At 60.9% G+C, this 21239-nt stretch carries 14 protein-coding genes; 5 read left to right on the top strand and 9 right to left on the bottom strand.

The features are described 5' to 3' along the window. Positions 1-82 precede the first annotated feature (82 nt). From ACZ5B4_RS04560 to ACZ5B4_RS04540, 5 genes are all read right to left on the bottom strand, one after another. A complete protein-coding gene (locus ACZ5B4_RS04560; RefSeq protein ID WP_464913248.1) occupies positions 83-304 on the bottom strand; it encodes a carbon storage regulator in 222 nt (73 codons plus the stop codon). 302 nt (positions 305-606) lie between these two features. Continuing rightward, entirely contained in the window at positions 607-1254 is a 648-nt protein-coding gene (locus tag ACZ5B4_RS04555) for a hypothetical protein (RefSeq protein ID WP_464913247.1), read from the bottom strand. Positions 1255-1455: 201 nt separating this feature from the next. Next, entirely contained in the window at positions 1456-3228 is a 1773-nt protein-coding gene (locus tag ACZ5B4_RS04550) for an NADH-dependent [FeFe] hydrogenase, group A6 (RefSeq protein ID WP_464913246.1), read from the bottom strand. A gap of 121 nt (positions 3229-3349) precedes the next feature. Next, positions 3350-6532, bottom strand: coding sequence for an NADH-ubiquinone oxidoreductase-F iron-sulfur binding region domain-containing protein (locus tag ACZ5B4_RS04545; protein ID WP_464913245.1), 3183 nt, complete (start codon positions 6530-6532; stop codon positions 3350-3352). After that, complete coding sequence (locus ACZ5B4_RS04540) at positions 6529-7065, bottom strand: NADH-quinone oxidoreductase subunit NuoE family protein (protein ID WP_464913244.1); 537 nt, start codon at positions 7063-7065, stop codon at positions 6529-6531. The genes ACZ5B4_RS04545 and ACZ5B4_RS04540 overlap by 4 nt, the downstream gene beginning before the upstream one ends. Before the next feature lie 650 nt (positions 7066-7715). Between ACZ5B4_RS04540 and waaF the strand changes: the two genes are divergently transcribed. Both waaF and ACZ5B4_RS04530 read left to right on the top strand, forming a co-directional pair. Next, positions 7716-8771, top strand: coding sequence for a lipopolysaccharide heptosyltransferase II (gene waaF, locus ACZ5B4_RS04535; RefSeq protein WP_464913243.1), 1056 nt, complete (start codon positions 7716-7718; stop codon positions 8769-8771). 13 nt (positions 8772-8784) lie between these two features. Then, positions 8785-9633, top strand: a complete 849-nt coding sequence (locus tag ACZ5B4_RS04530; RefSeq protein WP_464913242.1) for a glycosyltransferase family 2 protein — start codon at positions 8785-8787, stop codon at positions 9631-9633. Positions 9634-9832: 199 nt separating this feature from the next. Here ACZ5B4_RS04530 and ACZ5B4_RS04525 read toward each other — a convergent pair whose 3' ends face one another. Further along, positions 9833-10594 carry an SDR family NAD(P)-dependent oxidoreductase gene (locus ACZ5B4_RS04525; RefSeq protein ID WP_464913241.1) on the bottom strand — a complete coding sequence of 254 codons (762 nt, stop codon included), beginning with the start codon at positions 10592-10594 and terminating at the stop codon, positions 9833-9835. A 159-nt stretch (positions 10595-10753) separates the two neighbouring features. After that, positions 10754-12241: a beta-galactosidase gene (locus ACZ5B4_RS04520; protein ID WP_464913240.1), complete on the bottom strand. Its 1488-nt coding sequence runs from the start codon at positions 12239-12241 to the stop codon at positions 10754-10756. Between the two features lie 468 nt (positions 12242-12709). Between ACZ5B4_RS04520 and ACZ5B4_RS04515 the strand changes: the two genes are divergently transcribed. Beyond that, positions 12710-16399, top strand: a complete 3690-nt coding sequence (locus ACZ5B4_RS04515; RefSeq protein WP_464913239.1) for a glycosyl hydrolase — start codon at positions 12710-12712, stop codon at positions 16397-16399. Between the two features lie 467 nt (positions 16400-16866). After that, positions 16867-17862 carry a magnesium transporter gene (locus tag ACZ5B4_RS04510; protein WP_464913238.1) on the top strand — a complete coding sequence of 332 codons (996 nt, stop codon included), beginning with the start codon at positions 16867-16869 and terminating at the stop codon, positions 17860-17862. Positions 17863-17920: 58 nt separating this feature from the next. Here the strand turns inward: ACZ5B4_RS04510 and ACZ5B4_RS04505 are convergent, their stop codons facing one another. Next, positions 17921-18943: an ATP-dependent 6-phosphofructokinase gene (locus tag ACZ5B4_RS04505; RefSeq protein WP_464913997.1), complete on the bottom strand. Its 1023-nt coding sequence runs from the start codon at positions 18941-18943 to the stop codon at positions 17921-17923. 244 nt (positions 18944-19187) lie between these two features. Between ACZ5B4_RS04505 and ACZ5B4_RS04500 the strand changes: the two genes are divergently transcribed. Then, the gene (locus ACZ5B4_RS04500; protein WP_464913237.1) at positions 19188-19742 is read left to right on the top strand and encodes a magnetosome magnetite crystal formation protein family; all 555 of its coding nucleotides are present in this window, start codon (positions 19188-19190) and stop codon (positions 19740-19742) included. Between the two features lie 192 nt (positions 19743-19934). Here the strand turns inward: ACZ5B4_RS04500 and ACZ5B4_RS04495 are convergent, their stop codons facing one another. After that, on the bottom strand, positions 19935-21179 hold the full coding sequence (locus ACZ5B4_RS04495; RefSeq protein WP_464913236.1) for a Gfo/Idh/MocA family protein: 1245 nt from the start codon (positions 21177-21179) through the stop codon (positions 19935-19937). Positions 21180-21239 lie beyond the last annotated feature (60 nt).

Here is a 21239-nt window from a genome sequence, read left to right as displayed (position 1 = left end):
AGGCAAAAACATGCAAACCCTAAGAATAACCGACCATGGGAAGAAAGCGCGAAGGTTGCGCTCCGGGGGAGGTCCCAGGGCGCTACTTTAGCTTGCCGCCCTCATGAGTTGGATCGGCGGTGAGAGGTAGCTTCGCGGACGGAGTCTGCTTCTTCGAGGTGCAAGTCTGTCCGCGGTGGACGGACACGGCGGGCGGAGCTTCGACCCCAATACGCACCACGGAGCCTCGAATCGACACCACCGTCAAGATGATGTCTTCTCCGATGATGATCTGCTCGCTCACTTTGCGCGACAATACCAGCATGTTTGCCCAAAACCTCTAGCCACGGAGGCATGCACCGCATCCATTCTACGGGCGCAAGGCGACAAGAGTAGCAGCCATAGGGCCGAATCCACACCAAGGTGTGCCAAGAGCCGGCTCCGGCGATGGGTCTCATGCAGCTTCCGGGACATGATTCCCGTCGATTGGAGAGAACGCACCGTTGCGGCCTTTCCCAGACCGAAATACTTCATCCGATGCGGTGCAAGAATAGAGGCTCCACGCAACTCCCGAAAATCGCCGTTTTGGCGTCGGGCCGAATTGTGAGCAACACGAAGGACGGTCGGTCATCGACACATGGAGTCGCTTTCGTTGAGCGATTCCGTCATCCAAGCGCAATCCATGGCACGGGCAGGGCAGTGAGAGCAGTCGCCGAATCCGGCAGAACCTGCCGGCTGCACGACGTGAACGCGACGGATTTCGACGGAGGTTTGCAGCCCGGCCGGGTCGTAGGTGATGGTGCGTGATATTGGTTCGTACTCCACGGCCAAAATCACGTACCACATGTTACCGACCCCGTCCATGGCCTGGCGATTCAACGCCTCCATCGCGGCAATCGCCCGGCGGTAGGTCATCACTTCCTCTTGAATGGCCCCTTGGGCCTTGCACACACAGCGCGGCACGTCCAGAGGAGAATCGGGTTCCCATCCCATGGGCCACCAAATGGCGGCGATCTTGTATTCCAAGGGTGTGCAAATCCGCATCCCCTGCCAGATCTTGCCGATAGCGCCTTTTTCAACAACGACGGCCCACTGTGCCCCCTCCTTGGACTTGCTTTGCTCGTTGTATTCCACGGCGCCGCGAAGAGCCGCGAAGAGCTGGGGGAACTCTCCCAATTCGCCGCGAGGCACTCCTACCTCCAGCGGCAGATCGTCACTGGTACGAGGCGCCCAATCTCGCGGTTTGTCGATCAACACCACCTGGTACGTTGACATGGGAGATGCTCTTCCTGACTGGGTCGAAAAAAGCCGGAGTAAGGCGAAGAATCCGGCAGGCGCAACCCGCGCCCCGCGATCAAAGTCGGGAACGGTGCGCCCCACGGCCCGCCGCCGCAGATAATTATGGTAGCACACACGAGAATCGCCGACAAACGGCTTCGCCTCCGCCGGTCCGGCCGACCGCCCGGAAGCAGTACGTTAGACTCTTTCGCGCGGCTGATAGGTCGTGTGGAGCAGATGATGCGATATCTCGCCCAGCGGCGATCCCAGAAACTCCTCGTAGAGCTGCCGAATCTGCGGATTCGCGTGCGACTTGCGAATCGGCTTGCCCTCGTCTTCCTTCAAGATAGCGGCGATTCGGGCTTGCCGGACGCGGTTGTCGGTGAATCGCGGTTGGCCGCCGCCCCCGATGCACCCGCCCGGGCAAGTCATCACTTCGATGAAATGGTAGGATCGCTCGCCGGACAAAACAGCTTGAATGACTTTTTCCGCGTTGCCTAGGCCATGGGCGACGGCCACCCGCAGCGTCACTCCGTCCAGGAATCGCCAATCGGGGAGCGGGTCCTCGATCGTGATCTCCGCTTCCTTGATGCCCTCCAGGCCGATCAGGTTGGGCACATGAAGATTCGGAACTGGCAGCGGCCTCCCGGTGACGACTTCGTAGGCGGTACGCAAGGCGGCTTCCATGACTCCGCCCGTATTGGCGAAGATAACGCCCGCCCCGCTGGAAATCCCTAGCGGCGCATCCATTTCCTCGTCCGGGAGGGCGCCGAAGTCGATACCCGATGCGCGAATCATACGAGCCAGCTCTCGTGTGGTGAGCACGGCATCCACATCCGGACCGCCTCCGCCGGTCATTTCCGGGCGCTGGGCCTCGAACTTCTTGGCGGTACACGGCATCACCGAGACGACGAAGATTTCTTCCTTGCGACGGCCGATCTTTTGTGCGTAGTAAGTCTTGGCGAGAGCGCCGAACATCTGCTGCGGCGATTTGCAGGTGGACAAGTGCGGCAGGAGTTCCGGATGGAACGCCTCCAAATACTGAATCCAGCCCGGCGAGCAACTGGTGAACATCGGCAGGGCCGCGCCGTTTCCCTCCGTCAAATGGTGTTTCAACCGCATCAACAGCTCCGTACCTTCCTCCATGATGGTCAAATCGGCGGCGAAGTTGGTGTCGAAAACCGCGTCGAAGCCGAGTCGCCGGAGCGCGGCCGTCATTTTCCCGGTAACCAACGTTCCCGGCGGATAACCGAAGCACTCGCCCAAGGCGGCACGGATTGCCGGAGCCGTTTGGACCACGACGACACGATCCGGGGCATCGATCGCCGCCCACACGGATTCCACATAGTCCCGCTCCGTAATGGCCCCCACGGGACAGATGGCGGCACACTGCCCGCATTGCACACAAGTGACCGAGGCCAAGTCCTGTCCGAAGGCCGGACCGATCACCGTATTGAAACCGCGAAACTGAGGAAACAAGGCTCCGACCCCTTGGATCTCGTTGCACACGCTGACGCAACGACGGCAACGGATGCACTTGCCGTTATCCCGCATCAGGGCGGGGGTCGAAACGTCCACCCGCTTGCGCGCCGCTTCGCCGCGGAACTCGATTTCCCTGATGCCCAGCTCGGCGGCCAAATCTTGCAATTCACACTGACCGTTGCGGTCGCAGGTCTGACACTCGCCGCAATGCTCCGAGAGCAAGAGCTGTACCACGGTCGTTCTTGCACGGCGCACGCGCGCGGAGTTCGTGCGGACCTTCATCCCCTCGGTCATGCACGTGGAGCAAGCCGCGACCAAATTGCGGCAATTCTCCACTTCCACGACGCAGACTCGACAAGCACCGATCGGACGGAGCGATTCCACGTAGCACAGCGTCGGGATGCGAATGCCGAGCCGCTTGGCCGCACAGAGGATCGTCGTCCCCTCCGGAACTTCCACCTCCTGAAGATTGATCCAGGCTCTGACCATGGGTTGATCCTATCCGGCTTTCCTTGCGGGTATCCTGGCTTGACCTCGAACTTGCCTCGGCATTCCGCCTTTCACCCTCGCCACCACGCCCCGACCGACGAGGAGTATCACCATCATGCCGTCAAAGCTCTCCGCTTTGTTGGAGCACAATGACCTGCGGAGATCCGTTTGATACGTTTTCCCGGCGCCCGTAGTCGCAGCGAAGGCACCGCTTGGCCTGGCGGACGGCGACCGGCTCGGGCCATGGCAACTCCACCTCGTCGAAATTGTGGCACCTTCGGTCCAGGGGCAGTAGTCGCAGCGGTTCCCTGGGAACGTCGGAAGGATCGGCTTCCGGATCAAAGGCCGTATCGATCGGCCGCAGTTGCCGCCAAAACGCGTGGGTCTCGCCAGTGAGGTAGTAGTCGATTCCGACGGCTGCGCGTTCCCCCGCCGCGACGGCTTCGACCACGGAGGCAGGCCCGCTGACGGCATCTCCGCCCGCAAATACCCAGCGTTGCGATGTTTGGCCGGTGACGGGATCGGCCTGCAAAAAACCACGTGCGTTCTTTTCCAAAGGGACGTCGGGACAAACTGCTTCCAGGTCCAGAACCTGCCCCACGGCGACCAGGATCTGATCGGCAGGGATGCAAAAAGCATCCCCGATCTCCCTCGGCCGACGCCGGCCCGACCGATCGAACTCTCCCAGTTGGACGGGTACGCACTTCAAGCCCACCACGCGATTGTTTTCCACGAGCACGTCCACCGGCGCTGTGAGCAATTGGAGATGGACGCCCTCGTGTTCGGCCTCCAGCACCTCTTCTTCATAGGCCGGCATGGCCTCCCGATTACGGCGGTAGACCACGGTAACGCACTCGGCGCCGAGACGCACGGCAGTCCGTGCCGCGTCGATGGCCGAGTTCCCTCCGCCGACCACCACCACGCGACGACCGACGGGCACGGAACCGCGGATGTTATACGTCCGCAGGAAGGCCAGCGCATCCACAACGCCCTCGCACCGCTCGTTGGAGACGCCCAGGCCGGCACCTTGGGGCGCACCCAGGCCGAGGAATACGGCCTCGTACCCTTGAGCGCGGAGCGAGCTGAGGGTAAAGTCCCGGCCCAACATCCGCCCGGTGAGAATCTCCACACCCATCTGTTCGATCATCCGAACCTCCCGGGCCACAACCTCCCGGGGCAGACGATAGGCGGGGATGGCCTGCACCAGCATGCCGCCGGGGCGCGGTTCCGCCTCGAAGACCTCGGGGCGGTAACCCAGACGGGCCAGGAAGTACGCACAGGTCAGCCCCGCCGGCCCGGCTCCCACAATGGCGACTTTGCGCTTGGCGTTTCTGGGATTCTCACGGATTTCCGGCACCTGCAACGTCACTTCCTGATCGACCATGAACCGCTTCACCGCCCGGATCGCCACCGGAGCGTCCAAGGTGGAACGCCGGCACTTGTCCTCGCACGTATGGAAACAGACTCGCGAGCAGACCGCCGCAAACGGATTACGCTCCCGGTGGAGCCGTAGGGCTTCGGCATAGCGTTTCTCGCCCACCAGGGCCACGAAACCGGGAATATCCACGTTGGCGGGGCAAGCGCTCTCGCAGGGAGCGGCCACCAGCTCCGGGCAAACGCCCGCCCGGCAATGACGATCGCGAATGTGCTCGATGTATTCCTGGCCGAAATGGCGAATCGTAGAGAGGACCGGATTCCCCGCCGTCTGGCCCAGCCCGCACAAGGACGTATCCTTGATCATCTCGCCCAATTCGACCAGCCGCTCGATATCCTCTTCCTCGCCTTTGCCGGCGCAAATGCGTTCCATGATTTCCAGCATTCGCTTGGTTCCGACGCGACAAGGAACGCACTTGCCGCACGATTCGTCCTGCACGAATTCCAGGAAATAGCGAGCGACATCAACCATGCAGCTATCGTCGTCCATCACGATGAGGCCGCCGGACCCCATGATCGCGCCCAGGTCCGCCAGGGATTCATAGTCCAGGGGAACGCTCAAATACTGTTTGGGGATGCAGCCGCCGGAGGGCCCGCCGATTTGTGCGGCCTTGAAATTCTTGCCGGAAGCGGTCCCGCCGCCGATGTCGTAGATCAGATCGCCCAGCGGCATGCCGATCGGGACCTCCACCAAACCGGAGTTCTGGATTCCACCGGCCAGGGCAAAAACCTTGGTGCCTCGGCTCTTGGGAGTCCCCCATTGGGCATACCAATCGCCGCCGTTCAACACGATGGGAGCGATATTGGCGAAGGTCTCCACGTTGTTGAGCAGCGTGGGCGCCCCCCACAGACCGCTCTGGACCGGAAACGGCGGCCGCGGCCGGGGTTCGCCGCGATTCCCCTCAATCGATGTCAATAGCGCCGTCTCCTCGCCGCACACGAAGGCGCCGGAGCCCATGCGAATGTCGAGATCGAAATCGAATCCCGTACCCAAGATATTCTTCCCGAGCAGCCCTACGTCGCGCGCTTGGCCGATGGCGGTTTTCAGCCGTTCGACCGCCAAGGGATACTCCGCTCGCACGTAGACGAACCCGCACGATGCGCCGATCACGGCGCCGGCTATGGCCATCCCCTCGATCACGCTGTGCGGATCGCCCTCCAGCACGCTGCGATCCATAAAAGCACCGGGGTCGCCCTCGTCGGCGTTGCAAACAACGTATTTCACGTCTCCGGGGCTTTGCCTTGCTGCCGACCATTTCTTCCAGGTGGCGAAACCCGCGCCGCCGCGTCCTCGCAGTCCCGACTGCCGGAGCGTTTCGATCACGGCGTCCGGATCGCGTCGCTGAAGGACCTCCCCGAGCGCACGATAGCCGTCTTGCTCGATGTAATCCTCGATGCGAGTCGGATCAATCCGCCCGCAGTTTCTCAACACGATTTTTACTTGGCGGCGAAAGAAGTCGATGTCTCCGACGCGCGGCACGGGCCGACCGTCCGGACGGCGGTGCGCCAACCGCTCGACGACCCGGCCGCCGATCAAGTGCTCCTGCACGATGCTAGGAGCATCTTGAGGCCGCGTGTGCTCGTAAAGCACGTCGTCGATCATGACCGCCGGGCCGCCGAAGCAGGGCCCCATGCAGCCGGTACCGATAATCCGCCATCGTTCGGCGATTCCCCGATCCTTGGTCGATTGCCGCAACGCAGCCAGCACTTGAAGGGAACCGGACGCGATGCATCCGGCTCCCGTACAAACGCGAATCTCACGCTGTCCCGCAGCCGCGGCCTCATGCCGCTTTTGCCGCAAGCTCTCACGCCACGCGGCAAGAGCTTCCAGGTCCTCGATACGACGGTACGGCGTGCCATCGGAAATCATTCCCCGTCCTCCTTGTGCGCCGCAGGACCATTGCGGTATTGGTCCAATAATCGGGCCAACTGCGATACCTTGATCCGTTGATGGACGTCATCATCGATCATGATGACGGGAGCCAGCCCGCACGCTCCGAAGCACCTGCCCACATCGAGCGTGAAATTCATATCCGCCGTGGTTTCGCCGACGTCGACGCCCAAGTGCGACTTAAGCGAGGCCAAGATTTGCTTTCCTCCGCGGACGTAACAGGCGGTCCCCAAGCAGACTCGAACCGTATGCTTGCCGCGCGGTACCGTATTGAAGAAGGAATAGAACGAGACGACCCCCGCGACTTCGCTGTACGATTTGTTGAACGCACGAGCAATACGCCGTAGGGCCGTTTCCGGCAAGTAGCCGAAGATGGCCTGCGTCATCTGGAGCACGGGGATCAAGCCGCCGGGGACGGAACGATATTCGCTCAGGATATCGTCCAATTGGCGAATTTGATCCTGTTCTGTGACCTGATTGCAGGCACAACCGGTCGAACTCGGCGACTCCATGTCGCTCTCCCTTATCCCAGAGGCGAGAAATTCTCGAAGGATGCCATCAATCCGGCAGGCCGCCTACGATGCGGCACTTGCTTCGTCACTCGCCCCACAGTCAACCCTCAAGTCTACCTCATGGCAGCTCCGCGGCACAGAACAGGGCTCTGAAAAATAACGTAAAGCTCGACTAGAGCGACACTTTTTCTAGGAAAAATTGCGCTCACTGCGGTTTTGGGAGCCCTTTACCCAGCGAGAACCCGGCCGACGAAGACTCATCTATCGGGGGATCGCGTTATCGCGGCGGAAACCGCGTGGACACACCGGCAGGGCGGCAATAAAATAGATTAAGCCCCTCCGAGAGTCCGCTGCCGCGACTGCTCCGCCTCCCCGCAGTTGGGCGAAGCGACCCTCGTGGGGGGTTTTTGTTTCCGTGCGGGCAATCGGCCTCTCATCTTCTCGTCATTCCGTTCTGTCGCTGAGCCACCTTCCCCGTTGCCAATCTCTTTATCCGCTGCATCCGCAAGCAGTACCCATCCGCCTGCTCGCGCAGTTCTGGAGCAATTGGCCTTTCCTAACTTTTGACGAAAAGAGACAATCGCGGCGGAGGTGTTAAAGAGTACCTGTTGACCTCATCTCCGCACCACTCCGGCACGGAGGCCAAAGCCGTGAACATCTGCCTTTTTCTCCCGAATTGGCTGGGCGATGTGGTGATGTCAACACCCGCCATTCGCGCGATCCGCAAGTGGGCCGGCCCGCAAGCCCGCCTCGTCGGCATCCTGCGTCCCAATTTGTCGGGCGTCTTGGACGGCACGGATTGGCTCGATGAGGCGTGGTGCTACCATCCGAGGGGCGATGATCCCCGCTGGAAAACCGGCGCCTTGGTGCGGCGTCTTGCGGCGGAAAAGTGGGATGCGGCTGTACTGTTTCCCAATTCCTGGCGGTCCGCGCTCGTCGCCTGGCTGGCGAGGATTCCCGTCAGGATCGGCTACGGCCGACATCACCGCAACAAGTTTCTGACGCACGCCCTCGCCTGGGAGCACTCCCGAGAGGATGGCTGGCGGGTCCCCATGGTACAGTACTATCTGCGATTGGCCGAGACCTTAGGCTGTCGGCCCGAGTCGCCTCGGTTGGAATTGCGAACGACGCCGCAGGGTGAAGGTTTGGCTGCCCGCGTCTGGGATGACTTGCGGCTCCCAACCGACGGAAGGACCGTAGCCATGCATGTGGGTAGCGCCGGAGCTTCCGCGAAAGTTTGGCCCTCGGAGTACTTCGAAGAGCTGGCTCGCCTGATCGTTCGCAATACCGATCACGCGGTTTTGCTGCTATGCGGTCCGAGCGAAAGATCGGTCGTGCGCAGGATTGTGCGCAGCGTTCGAGACCCGCGCGTCGTTTCCCTGGCCGATCAACCGCTGCATATTTCCCTGCTAAAAAGTTGCATCAGCCGCTGCGGGCTGTGCATTTCGAACGATAGCGGTCCGCGGCATGTGGCGGCGGCATTGAGCGTACCGGTGGTGACGTTGCTCGGCCCCACACCGGAGGAGCTGATTGACAACCCTTGTGTCGAGGGCCTGAATCTGCGTTTGCCTCTTCCATGTGCGCCTTGCCTGCAACGGAATTGCGAGCCGGGACATCATCGCTGCATGCGAGACATGACCCCGGAATGGGTTTTTGAACGCTTGAGGCCGTTTCTCCTGCGAGATGCTTCGGCCCGAGCCGCTTGAGGACGAGTGTAGCATGCGACCGCCCATCACCGTCGTGATTCCCTGCAAGAACGAGCAGCGGCACATCGCTCAGTGTCTCGATTCCGTCTGGGAATGGGCCGACGAGATTCTCGTTGCGGACAACGGATCCACGGACGACACGTTGTTGATCGTGGATCGCTATTGTCGCAGGTCCCCCGAACGATGCCGCTTGATCGAACGCGAATTCGTCGGTTACGGCGATTTCAAGAATTGGGCCATGGACCAGGCACGGCATGATTGGGTGTTGCATCTCGACGCCGACGAGCGATTGACCCGGGAAATCAAGCAGGAAATCGACACGACACTTTCGCACGATTCTCCGTACGTGGGTTACCGTGTTCGATTCCAAACATTCTTCTTCGGGCGTCCCATTCGCCGCTGTGGGTGGAACCGCCATTATGCCATTCGTTTGATGCTAAAGTCGCAATGCCGCTTCAATGACAGACGAGTCCATGAGGGACTTATTCTCTCATCGGGCGAAGTCGGCAAGCTGCAATCTGCCGTCGAACACCACACCTATCGCTCGTTGCAACACTGGATCGACAAGAAGAACCTCTATACCACGCTGGGGGCGGAACAACTGGCGGCATGCGGAAAATCGGTACGGCCGTTACGAGATTTGTTCCTCCGGCCGCTCCTCCGTTTCCTTCGCGTCTATCTGTGGTATGGAGGCTTTCTCGACGGCGTTCCGGGCCTGATTATCAGCATGGACGACGCTTTCGGGACGTTCCTCAAGTACGCGAAGCTTTGGGAGTTGAAAAATGTACCGCCCGAGCTGCTCGCAGTCGATGACGAGCATCAGCGCGATCCGGTACAGGAGGTTGCCCAAGTTGCGAGTTGACGTGCACCTCCGCCGATCGCCCTTGCGCTGCGTTTGAGTTCATCAGACTGCCCGGATGCTCAGGGTCGTTCCTCGGTGAACTCCGCGATGGTCCGCAGCGGCAAGCCCGGCTTCGGCGGCGATTCTGCAAGCCTAAGGCTCGCATCGCTGGGATCGTGTTCCCGTCGTGTACGGAGGACCTACGACCGATGCCCCCTGATTATGCGATGGTTCGGCCGCCATCTACCGGCAGGCACGCGCCGGTAATGAAATCGTTGTCCCAAAAGAACTCCACGGCCTTGGCGACATGCTGGGGTGATCCTTCCTTCTTAAGAAGCGTGGCCTGAATCGCTTCCAATTTTTCGTGTTTCGACAAGGTGGCCGGCAGCATGACCGGCCCGGGGTGCACACAGTTCACGCGAATCGCCGGGTTGCGGTGCGCCAACTCCACGGCCAACATGCGAGTCATGGCGGGTATGCAACCCTTGGACACAAAATAAGCGGGATAGTTGAGATAAGGGCGTTCGACCGCCCAATCGCCGATGGTCACAATCACCCCGCCTTCCGGTTGCTCGGCCATCATCAGTCCCGCGGCTCGACAGCACCAGAACGTCCCCAAGGCGTTGACTTCGAAATGCCGCCGCACGTCATCCGGAGTCATCTCCTCCAGTCGCTTGGGATCCCAGATCGAGGCCGACGTCACCAGCAAGTCCAGCCGTCCGAACCGCTCCTTGATTCGAGCGAACATACGATCGATGGAAGCCGGTTTACTTACATCGGCCTGAAAAGCGACGGCACGGACGCCTTTTTCGATCAACGACGCCACCGTTTGCCTCGCTTCCTCCCGGGACCGATTGTAATGAATCGCCAGGTCGAATCCCCGGTCGGCCAATGTCTGGGCGATGTGATACCCCACCCGCTTTTTCCCCGCGCCCGTGATCAACGCCACACGTCGCGACACCTTTGCCGACGAAGTCTTCATTTTCCGCAATCCTCTATGCTGAAATGCCCAAAGTGTACACGATCGGTAAAAAGACGGCCTACACGACAAGCCAAATAGCTCGCGTGCCGCCATGGGACCGCAGAAACCACGAATCTGTGAAGCAGACTTGGTTCCCAATGGTTTAACCGCCGACGCCGACTACTCCGGGGACGCTGGATCCCAAGCCTGAATTGCTTGTTCCAATGCGTGTCGGCCAACCTGTGGATTCACGATGGCCTGGTCCCAATCCGGCTCTGCGATGGGAAGGCGTACCGTCCCTGCCTGCATCGATTGCGCGGCTTTCGCATCGTCGGCGAGCAGGTCGCTGATATTGCGGAAGACTCTCGCCCATTCCTTGGGACGGCCGTCCACGGTAAATAAACCCGTCAATTGGCTGACGTCTCTTGCCTCCGGGTGATCGAACACTCCCCAGTTCAACCATCCGTCCGCCAGGTCGCGGGTGGACTCGATTGCCGCACGGCACCACTCGGCCTGCTCGAGTTCGCTTGCCGGCGGATGACGGCCCTGATTGATCGTCAGCCGGCCGCCGCCATACCAGCCGAATTCAGCCAGGACCACGGGACGCTTGACCGCCGCACACGCCGCCACCGTCGATCGCAAGTAGATCAAATTGGCGGTGATGTCTTCCGACCGCTGATAATCGAGGAATCCCCGGGCCAGCGGGTAGAAATGAACTTCCAGAAAGTCCAGGTCGGGTGCGATCCGCTCCGGGCGAAACGCGGAATAGGTCCTAACCTCGGGAAGAATGACGGGAACACTCCATTGGATCAGTCCGACCGTTACGAGAGCCTCGGGGTCGGCCTTTCGAATGGATGCCGCCTGTCGCGTCACCCATTGCCGCGCCAATTCCTCGCGAAAGTGTTGGTAGGCCAGAATTTGAGCGGCTGGGCTCTTGGCGGGGTCGGGCGGGCCGGGGTCCTCCCAGTTGACATCGTCCGCCGCGATTCCCCAGGCCGCGGCGGCCGCCTCGCGGTCCCCGTAGCGTTGCCGCAAGTGAGCCTTCCAGCGTTCACGCAACGCGCGACCTTCCCAGGGAACGGCCGGCTCATTCAACAAGTCGTAGGCGAAGATCGCCGTCCGCCCCCGGTATCGGTCGGCCAGCAGTTGCCAAAAGCGTTCCTGTGCGACCAGCAACCGCTCGTCCGAATAGCGATCCCCCCGTGCCCAATCGGGGATGCCTTCCCAGTGATCCGGCCCCGTCGGATGGAGATAGATGCCGTTTTTTTCCGCAATCGCCAACATCCGATCCAGTCGCTCCAGACCGAATTCGTCGAGGCGATCCGGTCGGCTGAAGAACGAGCCCAAGGTGAGGAAGACTCGCACGCAACGCACGCCGTATTGCCGTAACAGGGCGAAATCGCGCTCCACCGCCTGTTCATCGAACTTTTTCCACAATTGCGGGGCCCAGCCCGTGCCCGGCCGAAAGTAATTCACTCCGACCGGGAAAAACCGGCTGCCGTCGGGTAGCACAAACTTGCCGGCTTGCACGGTCACTCGCGGCAAGGGTGATGCAGCAGCGTCCTGAGCCGCCACGGCGGGTTCCACCCAGAAAAGCGCCATTGCAACCAAGAGCGCAAACCTGATGCCGTTCCTCAAGACGCCCGGTACACCTGTCCTGATAGCCATGGTTGATGTCCCTGAAATCGACTTGCGGTGGATTGCGATGAACCCCTCGATTGCCTGCATGGAACGAAACGCCGCGGATTACCGTGACGGGAAGCAGCCGCCCGACCTTGGCTGAAGCAATTTCTGCGAAGACGAAGCGGTGCGTCCGTGGAAAGCCCCACTTTGCCGGAACAGGCAGGCGGACTTGTCGGAGCGTACCCCCACAGGCAAGGATCGCATCGCTTCAGGAATTTGGTCTTTCATCGCATTCCCTTTCGCGTCGGCGCCGGCTAAATGGTAGCCCAAGGAACTAGGACATTCCAGGCCGTTGCCGCCGACGGACACCGCGGTTATTCTAGGGGACAATCGCCCGTAAGGCGACGGATTCGCAAGCCCGGGTCTCGTATTCCCGGCCCCGGGCACGGTGATACCGAAACCAAAGGTCTGGCAAGATTCCGGGGGACATCCTCTTTCAAGGAGACGATTGCCATGAAGCATCCGTTTTTGACCGGCGTGTGCGGGTGCCTAATCGGTTCGGTTATGGTTTCCGTGGCCGCGGCTTTTTCGGGCAGCGAGTTACGCTCTTCCGAACAGGTGTTAGCGATTTTTAAACAACCGCCGCGAGAATTCAGCACTGCTCCGTTGTGGGTCTGGAACGACATGCTCAGCGACGAGCAAATCGTATCCACGCTGGAGGATTTGGCTTCTCAAGGCGTGAAACAGGTATTCGTTCACCCTCGCCCCGGCCTGATGACGCCGTACCTTTCGCCGGAATGGTTTCGCCTTTGGCGGCTGGCGCTCGATACGGCGGAACGACTCGACATGAACGTGTGGATCTACGACGAGAACTCTTATCCTTCCGGATTCGCCGGCGGTTGGGTGCCGGAGGAGATGCCTGAATCGCGGGGCCGAGGCTTGAAGTGGATCGAGACCGACGACCCGATGAAGGTACCGGCTGAAGCGGTGACCGTCCATCGTTTGTTTGACGACCGCTACGAGGACGTTACGGCGGATATTAAGGCCGGCAAGCCGCTGCCGGCAGGCCGCTATCTCGCCACGGTGCTGGAGCGGGCGGGCACCGCACCCTGGTACGGAAATCGTTTTTACGTCGACCTGCTTTATCCCGGAGTAACTCAAAAGTTTCTGGAAATCACGCTGGATGCCTACCAACGCGAGATCGGCGACCAATTCGGGAAACGTGTTCCAGGCTCGTTTACCGATGAACCGCGGCTGCTCTCCGCCGGAAACTTGACCTGGACGGAAGATTTGGCGGCGGAGTTTCAGCGCCGAATGGGCTACGACCTGCTCGCCAATCTCCCCAGTCTTCGCTATCCCCTGGGTGACTGGCAAAAAGTCAGGCACGACTATTACCGATTATTGTTGGAATTATTCATCGAGCGTTGGGCGCAGCCGTATTACCAGTGGTGCGAAGATCACGGTCTGGAATTTACAGGACATTACTGGGAACACGAATGGCCCAACTGCGGCGCGGTCCCGGACAACATGGCGATGTACGCTTGGCACCAGCGTCCGGCGATCGACTGCTTGATGAATCAATACGCCGAGAACACCCACGCCCAATTCGGCAATATCCGCGCCGTGCGAGAGCTTTCCAGCATCGCCGACCAAATGGGGAGGCGGCGAACACTGTGCGAAATCTACGGTGCCGGCGGTTGGGATCTGCGGTTCGAGGACATGAAAAGGATCGCGGATTGGCTGGGCGTCCTGGGTGTGAATACCTTCGACGAGCATCTCTCTTATATCACGATCCGCGGCGCTCGGAAAATGGACCACCCCCAATCGTTCTCCTATCATGCCTCCTGGTGGAATGATTATCACGTCATGGCTCGTTACATCACTCGCTTGTCCCTGGTCCTCTCGGCGGGAGAGCGACGCAACGAGATTCTCTTGCTGGAGCCGACTTCCACCGCGTGGCTTTATCAAGGCGACGGCACGACCGCCGATGAACTGCGCCGGCTGGGGGATCAGTTCTTCGATTTGGTCAAAACCCTCGAGTACGATCAAGTCGAGTACGACATGGGTTGCGAGGACGTCATGGGGCGGCACGGCGAGGCACAGAACGGGGCCTTGCTCGTCGGCCATCGAGCGTATCATACGGTGGTGATCCCGCCCCTCTGTCGGAATCTCGAAACGAAAACCGTGCGGCTTCTCAAAGCCTTTCTGGAAGACGGCGGAACGGTCCTTTGCTGCGGCGACGTGCCGGAGCTTGCGGACGGCGCCGCCTCGCCGGAGATTGCGAGCTTAGCGGCCTTGCCGGGTTGGATTTCACTGTCGCCCGCGGAACTGTCGGCACGGCTGCTGAAGCGACAGGATCCCGGCGTGCGCGTTCATTGGCGAGAGCCTCGGCAGGGTATCTTGTTGCACCAGCGGCGGCAGCTTTCCGACGGTGAGATTCTGTTTTTGGTCAATACCTCCCTCACGCAATCCGCCATCGGCACCGTCGAGTCGCGCTACCTCGGCGTTCAGCGTTGGGATCTGGAAACGGGCGACGCGGCGGCTTATCCCTTCCTTCGGACCGATTCCGGCAGTGAGTGCGAATTCACGCTTGCTCCGGCGGGCAGCTTGGTCCTCTTTTTGAGCGCCAGGGAGCTTCCCAGCATCGATAGGCCGCGATGGTCGGAAAGCGTCGTGGCGACGGATGGAGGAATCGAAGCTCGGCGACTGCAACCGAACGTCCTGACCCTGGACTACATGGATGTGACCGTCGGCGAGCAAACCCGTCCTTCCGTGTATTTCTTCGAGGCTTGTGATTGGGTTTTCAAGCAGCACGGATTGCCCGGCAATCCCTGGGATCGGGCCGTGCAGTTTCGTGACGAGTTGATCACGCGGCGGTTTCCGGCCGATAGCGGTTTCACGTTAGGATACCGATTCACGGTGCGCGAACGAGTGCCGAATCCGCTTTGGATCGTCGTGGAACGCGGCGATCTATATCAGATTGCGTGCAACGGGCAGCCGCTGACGGCGGGCAAGGACTGGTGGTTGGATCGGGCCTTCCATCGGATCGACATCAGCCGGGCGGCGAAGGTGGGTGAAAACATCGTAACGCTCACCGCCTCGCCCATGACCATGTGGCACGAACCTGCTCCCGCCTATCTGCTGGGCGACTTTTCCCTGGTCTCCGTCGCCAAGGGTTTCGAGGTGGTACCTGCGCAGGGGCTGGGGTTTACGGACGCACGGCCTTTCGGGCACGTTTGCGAACCGAACGGGACCATGTGGCTTTCGTCCGGTGTCGGTTTCCGGCCCAATTCCACGAACGATTACGCCCCGTGGCTGCTCTTCGATCTCGGTCGGCCGGTCGATTTACGGTCCGTCAGAATCTGGAATTATAACGAGGTGAACTTGACTCAACGCGGCGTCAAGGATTTTGAGCTGATCGCCCTGGACCGCGGAGATCCCGAAGCCGCGGGACGCTCGCTCGGCCGATTCACGTTGGTGCAGGCGGTGAGCGGAAACACCGGGCCTTCTGAGCAGCCGCCGTTTCCTCAAACCTTGCCCGTTGCCGCCGACGGTATCCGCTTTTTGAAGCTGGTGGTCCGGTCCAATCACGCGGGCGTGGTTTACCCGGCTACGCCGCAAGCCCCCGACAATGCCTTCGTGGGATTGTCCGAAGTCCGCTTCTTCGAGGCGACCGCGGCGGAAGAACGCGAGATCGCCGGAGTGTCCGTCGCCGCCGCCTCCAGCGAGTTGGCGGAAGGGTTTGGGCGGCGGGCGGCCCACGTCGTCGATGGGTCGGGGATGGATGTCGGCTGGAACCTGCAAGGCTGCCCGTTTTACGCGGGAGATGTCGCCTATCGCACGCGCGTTTTGGTGGAGGAGGTCGCGTCGGGCGACTATTACGTGCGATTGAATCGCTGGAATGGAGCGGTCGCCAAGGTCGTGGTCAATGGTCGGTCGATCGGCCACATATATCGGCGACCTTGGGAATGCCGCATTACTCCGGCGTTGAAAAACGGCGAGAATGTCATCGAAGTTGTGGTCACCGGTACCCCCAAGAATCTCCTCGGCCCGCATCATGCCGGCACCATGAGAGGCTCTGCCTGGCCGCACGCCTTCGCCCAAGGCCCCAAGGAAGGGCCGCCGCCGGGGGCCGCCTACGACACGGTTTCCTACGGACTGTTCGAACCATTTGAGGTCTTGGTACGAACCCCGGCCGATTGAGGTGCTACCGCTCCGGGGTCCCGGGCCCAAAATCGACGTCCGCGGCCTTCGAAGGCGGTTTCGCTTCGCCGATCGACGTCCGTCTCGGGGCTTACCCAAGTCGGGAAGAGTCTTTTTTCGACAGAATCGAACGATCGCATGGGCTTTCTTCTGCGGGGCTCGGCTCTTGTTGAGAATCAACGGGAAGGGGTTCCCGTTTTCCACCGTTCAACGTAGGATGGACGGAAAAGCTCGCCCCCAACGATGCGGCCGAGGCTCCCGACGAGGGATCACGATGAGGAGTCCCATTTTGTGGTGCGACGTGCCCGTCTTCCGGAAGAATGCGGTTCGTCGTGTCCGCCTTTTTCTCCTGAGGCACCGGGCGGGTACGGATGCGAGCCGATGCCTTCGCGGACACCTCGGCGCTGTTCGCTTTTCACCTTGGACGATCGAGCCGATGCCTTAGCCCAAAGGAGCCGATATTCCTAATGCTGCCCTCAGAGGAACATCTTCGCCGAAGCGTTTTGGAGTTCATGGATTCGGAATATCCACGACTATTGGAAGGGGAGACCATCGAATCGGCTCTGGCTCGCTTGCGTGAAACGGGATTCAAGTCGCGGGCGGTTTATTTTTACGTCGTGAACGCAGAGGGGCGTTTGGTCGGGGTCGTTCCCACTCGCCGCATGTTGCTGAATCCTCCCCAGACGCCGGTGTCGCAAATCATGGAGCGGCGGGTCGTGGCGGTGCCGAAGAGCGCTTCGCTCGAAGATGCCTGCGAATTGTTCATTCTGCATCGCCTGCTGGCAATACCGGTGGTGGATGAAGAAAAGCGGATGATGGGGGTTGTGGAGGCCACCGTCTATAGCGATGAGATGTTTCGCTTGGCGGACTCCTCCGAGGAAAATTGGAGCGAAGAACTGTTCCAACTGATCGGATTCACGCTCTCCGAGATCCGGCGGGGCAGTCCTTTCGCTATTTTTCAACGACGACTCGTGCTCTTGATGAGCAATTTGGCCGGAGGTTTGTTCTGCGCCGTGCTGGCCGGGTTGTTTCGCGATTTGCTGAACCGGGCCGTGGCGCTGGCCTTGTTTCTGCCTGTGGTATTGGCCTTGGCCGAAAGCGTAAGTATTCAGACGCTCACGCTCGCTCTCGACCGACAACAACTCGGTGTGTTTTCCGGAAGGCGGATCCTGAGTTTCCTTCAGCGCGAATTGCTCACAGGAATCCTGTTGGGACTCACGCTGGGCGCCATGGTGGGTGGATTTGCCGCCTTCTGGGATCAGCAACCGCGGCTTTTCCCGACGATCGCGGCGGGCATCACCCTGGGCCTTGTGATCGCAACGGTAATCGGCACCATAGTACCGCTATTGTTTTGGTTGGCGCAACGCGACGCCCGGCCGTCCGCGGGGCCGGTGGTGCTCGCTTTGACCGACGTCACGGCCCTCACGACCTATTTGCTGGTGGGATTGCTGATCATGCCCTGACGGCAGCCGGCGGCGCCCGGTCTTCCCCGCTTGCCGCGGTGTATCCCGGCGGGAAATCTCACGTTGCCATGATCTCCAGCAGCCGCACGTCCCTGGGATCGATCCGTCGGTGGGCCGCGTAGGTTTCTTCGAACGGCGTCAAGATCAGTCGCCCGCCGACCTCTCCCGCCATGACGCCCGTTTTTCCGTCGAGAACGGCTTGCACCGCGAAATCCCCCAACCGCGAGGCTAAAATGCGATCGAAAAAGACGGGGGAACCGCCGCGCTGAAGATGGCCGAGCGCCAGCACGCGAGTATCGTAGGGGCAACCGAGTTCTTGAAGCTGACGTTGAAGCTCCGCAGCGCCGCCTTGTTCATCCCCTTCGGCCACGATCATCATGACGGAGGTCTTGCGACGCCGCACGAATTCATGGAGCAAGCGGACGATGTCTTCGGTGCGGGTAGGTGTTTCGGGGATGGCAGCAATTTCCGCCCCGCTCGCGATGGCGCAGAACAACGCGATGCTCCCGCAGTGCCGCCCCATCACTTCCACCAGAAACATCCTCTCATGGGCGTCGGCCGTGTCGCGGAGCTTATCCACGGCGTCCACCGCGGTTTGGACCGCGGTAGCAAACCCGATCGTGTAGTCGGTGCCCAGCAAGTCGTTGTCAATCGTGCCGGGACATCCGACGATTCGGCCGTCCCAGAATCGGGCCAAGGCCGAGGCCCCGCGAAACGTGCCGTCGCCGCCGATAGGAATCAAGGCGTCGATCTTGTGCTTCCGCAGGATGTCGGCCGCCGTTCGCAAACCGGCCTCAGTGCGGAACTCTTGAGAACGGCTTGTATGCAGAATGGTCCCGCCGCGCCGCGCGATGTCGGACACGCTGCGCAACGTCATGCAATCGCCGCCCTCTTCGCTCCGCAGAAAATCTTCGGCCAAAAGGCCGCTATAACCGCGTTGAATGCCCACCACCTCATGTCCGGCCGCCAAGGCCGATCGAACTACGGCGCGAATGCACGCGTTCATGCCCGGAGCATCGCCTCCGCTGGTAAACACGCCGATCCTCATCGCTCCTCGCCCTCCCAATTGTCTCGCGAACATCACCCCGATACTCCGGGAGAATCATCCAGCGATTCAGCGTATCCGAAGACGGCGCACGAGGAAACCGGGCAGGCAATCCCCGGTGAGACTCCCGAACGCTGTTGATGATGCGTCGGGCGAATCGGTGCGTTATGCTAACGGAGCCGGCGAGCCGTGCTCGAAGTTTGCGCCTTGCTCGGGTTTGTCGTACCACGGCCGTGTTCCGAGTTTCGTCCGGCGAACTGATTCGGAGAGGGACGCAAGCATGACCGTTTCGGAAGAGTTGGAACGCCTTCATCGTTTGCATCAAGAGGGTGCCCTTTCCGACGAGGAATATGCGGCCGCCAAACAGCGCGTCTTGGCCGGAGAACAGGCGAACGCCCGGCCGGCGCGGGGATTTTTCGCGACACTTGGCGGCTTGACGGGGGAGACGCCCGAGGCGCAAGCGAGGTTTTGGACCACCGCCGTTCACCTCTCGCTATTGTTGGGGTTCGTGATGATGCCGCTGGGCTTCGCCGCACCCGTCTTGATCTGGCTTTGGCTCCGTGAGAAATTCCCTCAAGTGGATCGCCACGGCAAGAACGTGATCAATTTTCTGATCTGCTGGGGAATCGCGTTCGGCTTGTGTCTGGTGATTGGCGGAGCCGTCACGGCCGCGGGCTGGATCTTTCCCTTGGGAACGCTGTCGGTCCGGCTCGTATTGGGAGCCATCGCCGGCATTTTGACCGTGACGGCGGTGGTCCTCCCGATTATAGCCGCCGTTAAAGCGCATCGCGGGCAAGAGTGGCGGTACCCGTTGGTCTATCGCTTTCTTCGGTAAACCCGTTCGCGACTTAGCGTGCCGAGCCGACGTCGAACGACGGCGGCAGGATGATCGCCCGGCGTGGGGCCGGATTCGCCGTGGCCGTTTATACCATGCCGATTCGCGCCGAACGATCGGCCCGTCCTTTGCCGCGGCATTTCCCGGTTTCGGCGGAGGAGCACTCCCTTGCTTGTAAACGTTGCGTGCCCACTAGGCCGTCAATCCGGTCAAATCCGGCGCCAGACTCCGTTTTTCGTCCAAGACCTGCTGCATCGTGACTTCCTTGCCTCGCAGAGCCGCCTCTCGCCCCAGGATGCAGGTGAGACAGCCATCCACGGCTCGGGCCACGGTTGAATTGTCGCATCGACCTTGACTGACAAGCTCGTGAAACTGGGCGATGTTTCGCTGCGCGCCGTTGTCGTACAGATTCTTCACTTCCCCTTCGACTCGCTTTTCGCCGCGAACTTCATACCAGGAGTTCCCCCAATAATTGATCACGGCGTGCGCGTTGTAGCCGTACAACTTCACGGAGAGTTCCCCTGCCACTCGATTCGGAAGGGCCTGACTGAAATGTTCGTGGATCAAGCCGTCGTCGTAGCGAAAAATGACCGAAAACACGTCGGGGCTGCTTCCATGCGGATCCGGACGCATGGTACGGGAGAACCCGACTGCCGAAGACGGACGGCGTCCCAAGACCCATACGGCGGCGTCGATCGCGTGAATGTCGTACGAGACGATGTAGCCGCCGCCGATCTCCATGTCGTTATCCCAAACTAAGTTGCGAAGCCGGTCGGCAATTGTCGGCCCTTTGGGCGGGTCCGCCCTTCCCCCGTTGATTCCGACGGTCGAGATGCGGGCGAGCGACCCCAGCTTGCCGGCGCGCACCGCTTCCGCCACGATCTGGTTTTGGGGATCGGTGGGCATTTGGTAGTCGACGAAGAACACACGGTTTTTGGCGGCCGCCTCCGCCCCCAACCGGCTGATGGTGATGCAGCCCGGCACATCGTTCGCGACCGGCTTGGCCATGTAGACGTGCAACCCCGCCTCCACCGCGGCCGCGGCATGTTGGGGGAAGAAACAGGGCGGAACTTTAAGTATGACGGCGTCGATACCGCTTTCGATCACGCGCTTGTAGGCATTCAAGCCGGAGAAGCGGCGATTCGGCGGGACTCCAAGGTTCTCGCCGCACTGTTGAACCACTTCCGGGAAGTAGTCGCCGGTGGCCACGATCTCGTAACCCCCGTGCTGCTGGAATAGCTTGGCGATCCAACTTCCTCGCCCTCCGTTGCCGACGATTCCCACGCGGATTTTCTTTACGGCCCGTCCGATCACGGCCGGGGCTTCCGCCCGAAGTCGTCCGGCCGCCGTCATGGCCGCGGCCCCCAGCGAAGCCGCAAGAAAATCACGTCGCCCTACGCCGCCGATCCGATTCCACCGTTTCGATTCGTGTGACATTGTGGCAATTGCTCCTGCGAAATCGCACCCGAAATCGTCGACCGCCATCCGATAAACTGC

This window comes from Thermogutta hypogea (genome assembly GCF_055386265.1).
The sequence above is the reverse complement of the archived record's forward strand: the minus strand, read 5'-3'. Positions and strand labels throughout refer to the sequence as shown.

Bases quoted from the DNA above. Each gene is read 5' to 3' on its own strand.
- ACZ5B4_RS04495 (WP_464913236.1), bottom strand. From the start codon at position 21,179: ATGTCACACGAATCGAAACGGTGGAATCGGATCGGCGGCGTAGGGCGA.
- ACZ5B4_RS04550 (WP_464913246.1), bottom strand. From the start codon at position 3,228: ATGGTCAGAGCCTGGATCAATCTTCAGGAGGTGGAAGTTCCGGAGGGG.
- ACZ5B4_RS04525 (WP_464913241.1), bottom strand. From the start codon at position 10,594: ATGAAGACTTCGTCGGCAAAGGTGTCGCGACGTGTGGCGTTGATCACG.
- ACZ5B4_RS04560 (WP_464913248.1), bottom strand. From the start codon at position 304: ATGCTGGTATTGTCGCGCAAAGTGAGCGAGCAGATCATCATCGGAGAA.
- ACZ5B4_RS04510 (WP_464913238.1), top strand. From the start codon at position 16,867: ATGCTGCCCTCAGAGGAACATCTTCGCCGAAGCGTTTTGGAGTTCATG.
- ACZ5B4_RS04555 (WP_464913247.1), bottom strand. From the start codon at position 1,254: ATGTCAACGTACCAGGTGGTGTTGATCGACAAACCGCGAGATTGGGCG.
- ACZ5B4_RS04500 (WP_464913237.1), top strand. From the start codon at position 19,188: ATGACCGTTTCGGAAGAGTTGGAACGCCTTCATCGTTTGCATCAAGAG.
- ACZ5B4_RS04530 (WP_464913242.1), top strand. From the start codon at position 8,785: ATGCGACCGCCCATCACCGTCGTGATTCCCTGCAAGAACGAGCAGCGG.
- ACZ5B4_RS04540 (WP_464913244.1), bottom strand. From the start codon at position 7,065: ATGGAGTCGCCGAGTTCGACCGGTTGTGCCTGCAATCAGGTCACAGAA.
- ACZ5B4_RS04515 (WP_464913239.1), top strand. From the start codon at position 12,710: ATGAAGCATCCGTTTTTGACCGGCGTGTGCGGGTGCCTAATCGGTTCG.
- ACZ5B4_RS04520 (WP_464913240.1), bottom strand. From the start codon at position 12,241: ATGGCTATCAGGACAGGTGTACCGGGCGTCTTGAGGAACGGCATCAGG.
- ACZ5B4_RS04505 (WP_464913997.1), bottom strand. From the start codon at position 18,943: ATGTTCGCGAGACAATTGGGAGGGCGAGGAGCGATGAGGATCGGCGTG.
- ACZ5B4_RS04545 (WP_464913245.1), bottom strand. From the start codon at position 6,532: ATGATTTCCGATGGCACGCCGTACCGTCGTATCGAGGACCTGGAAGCT.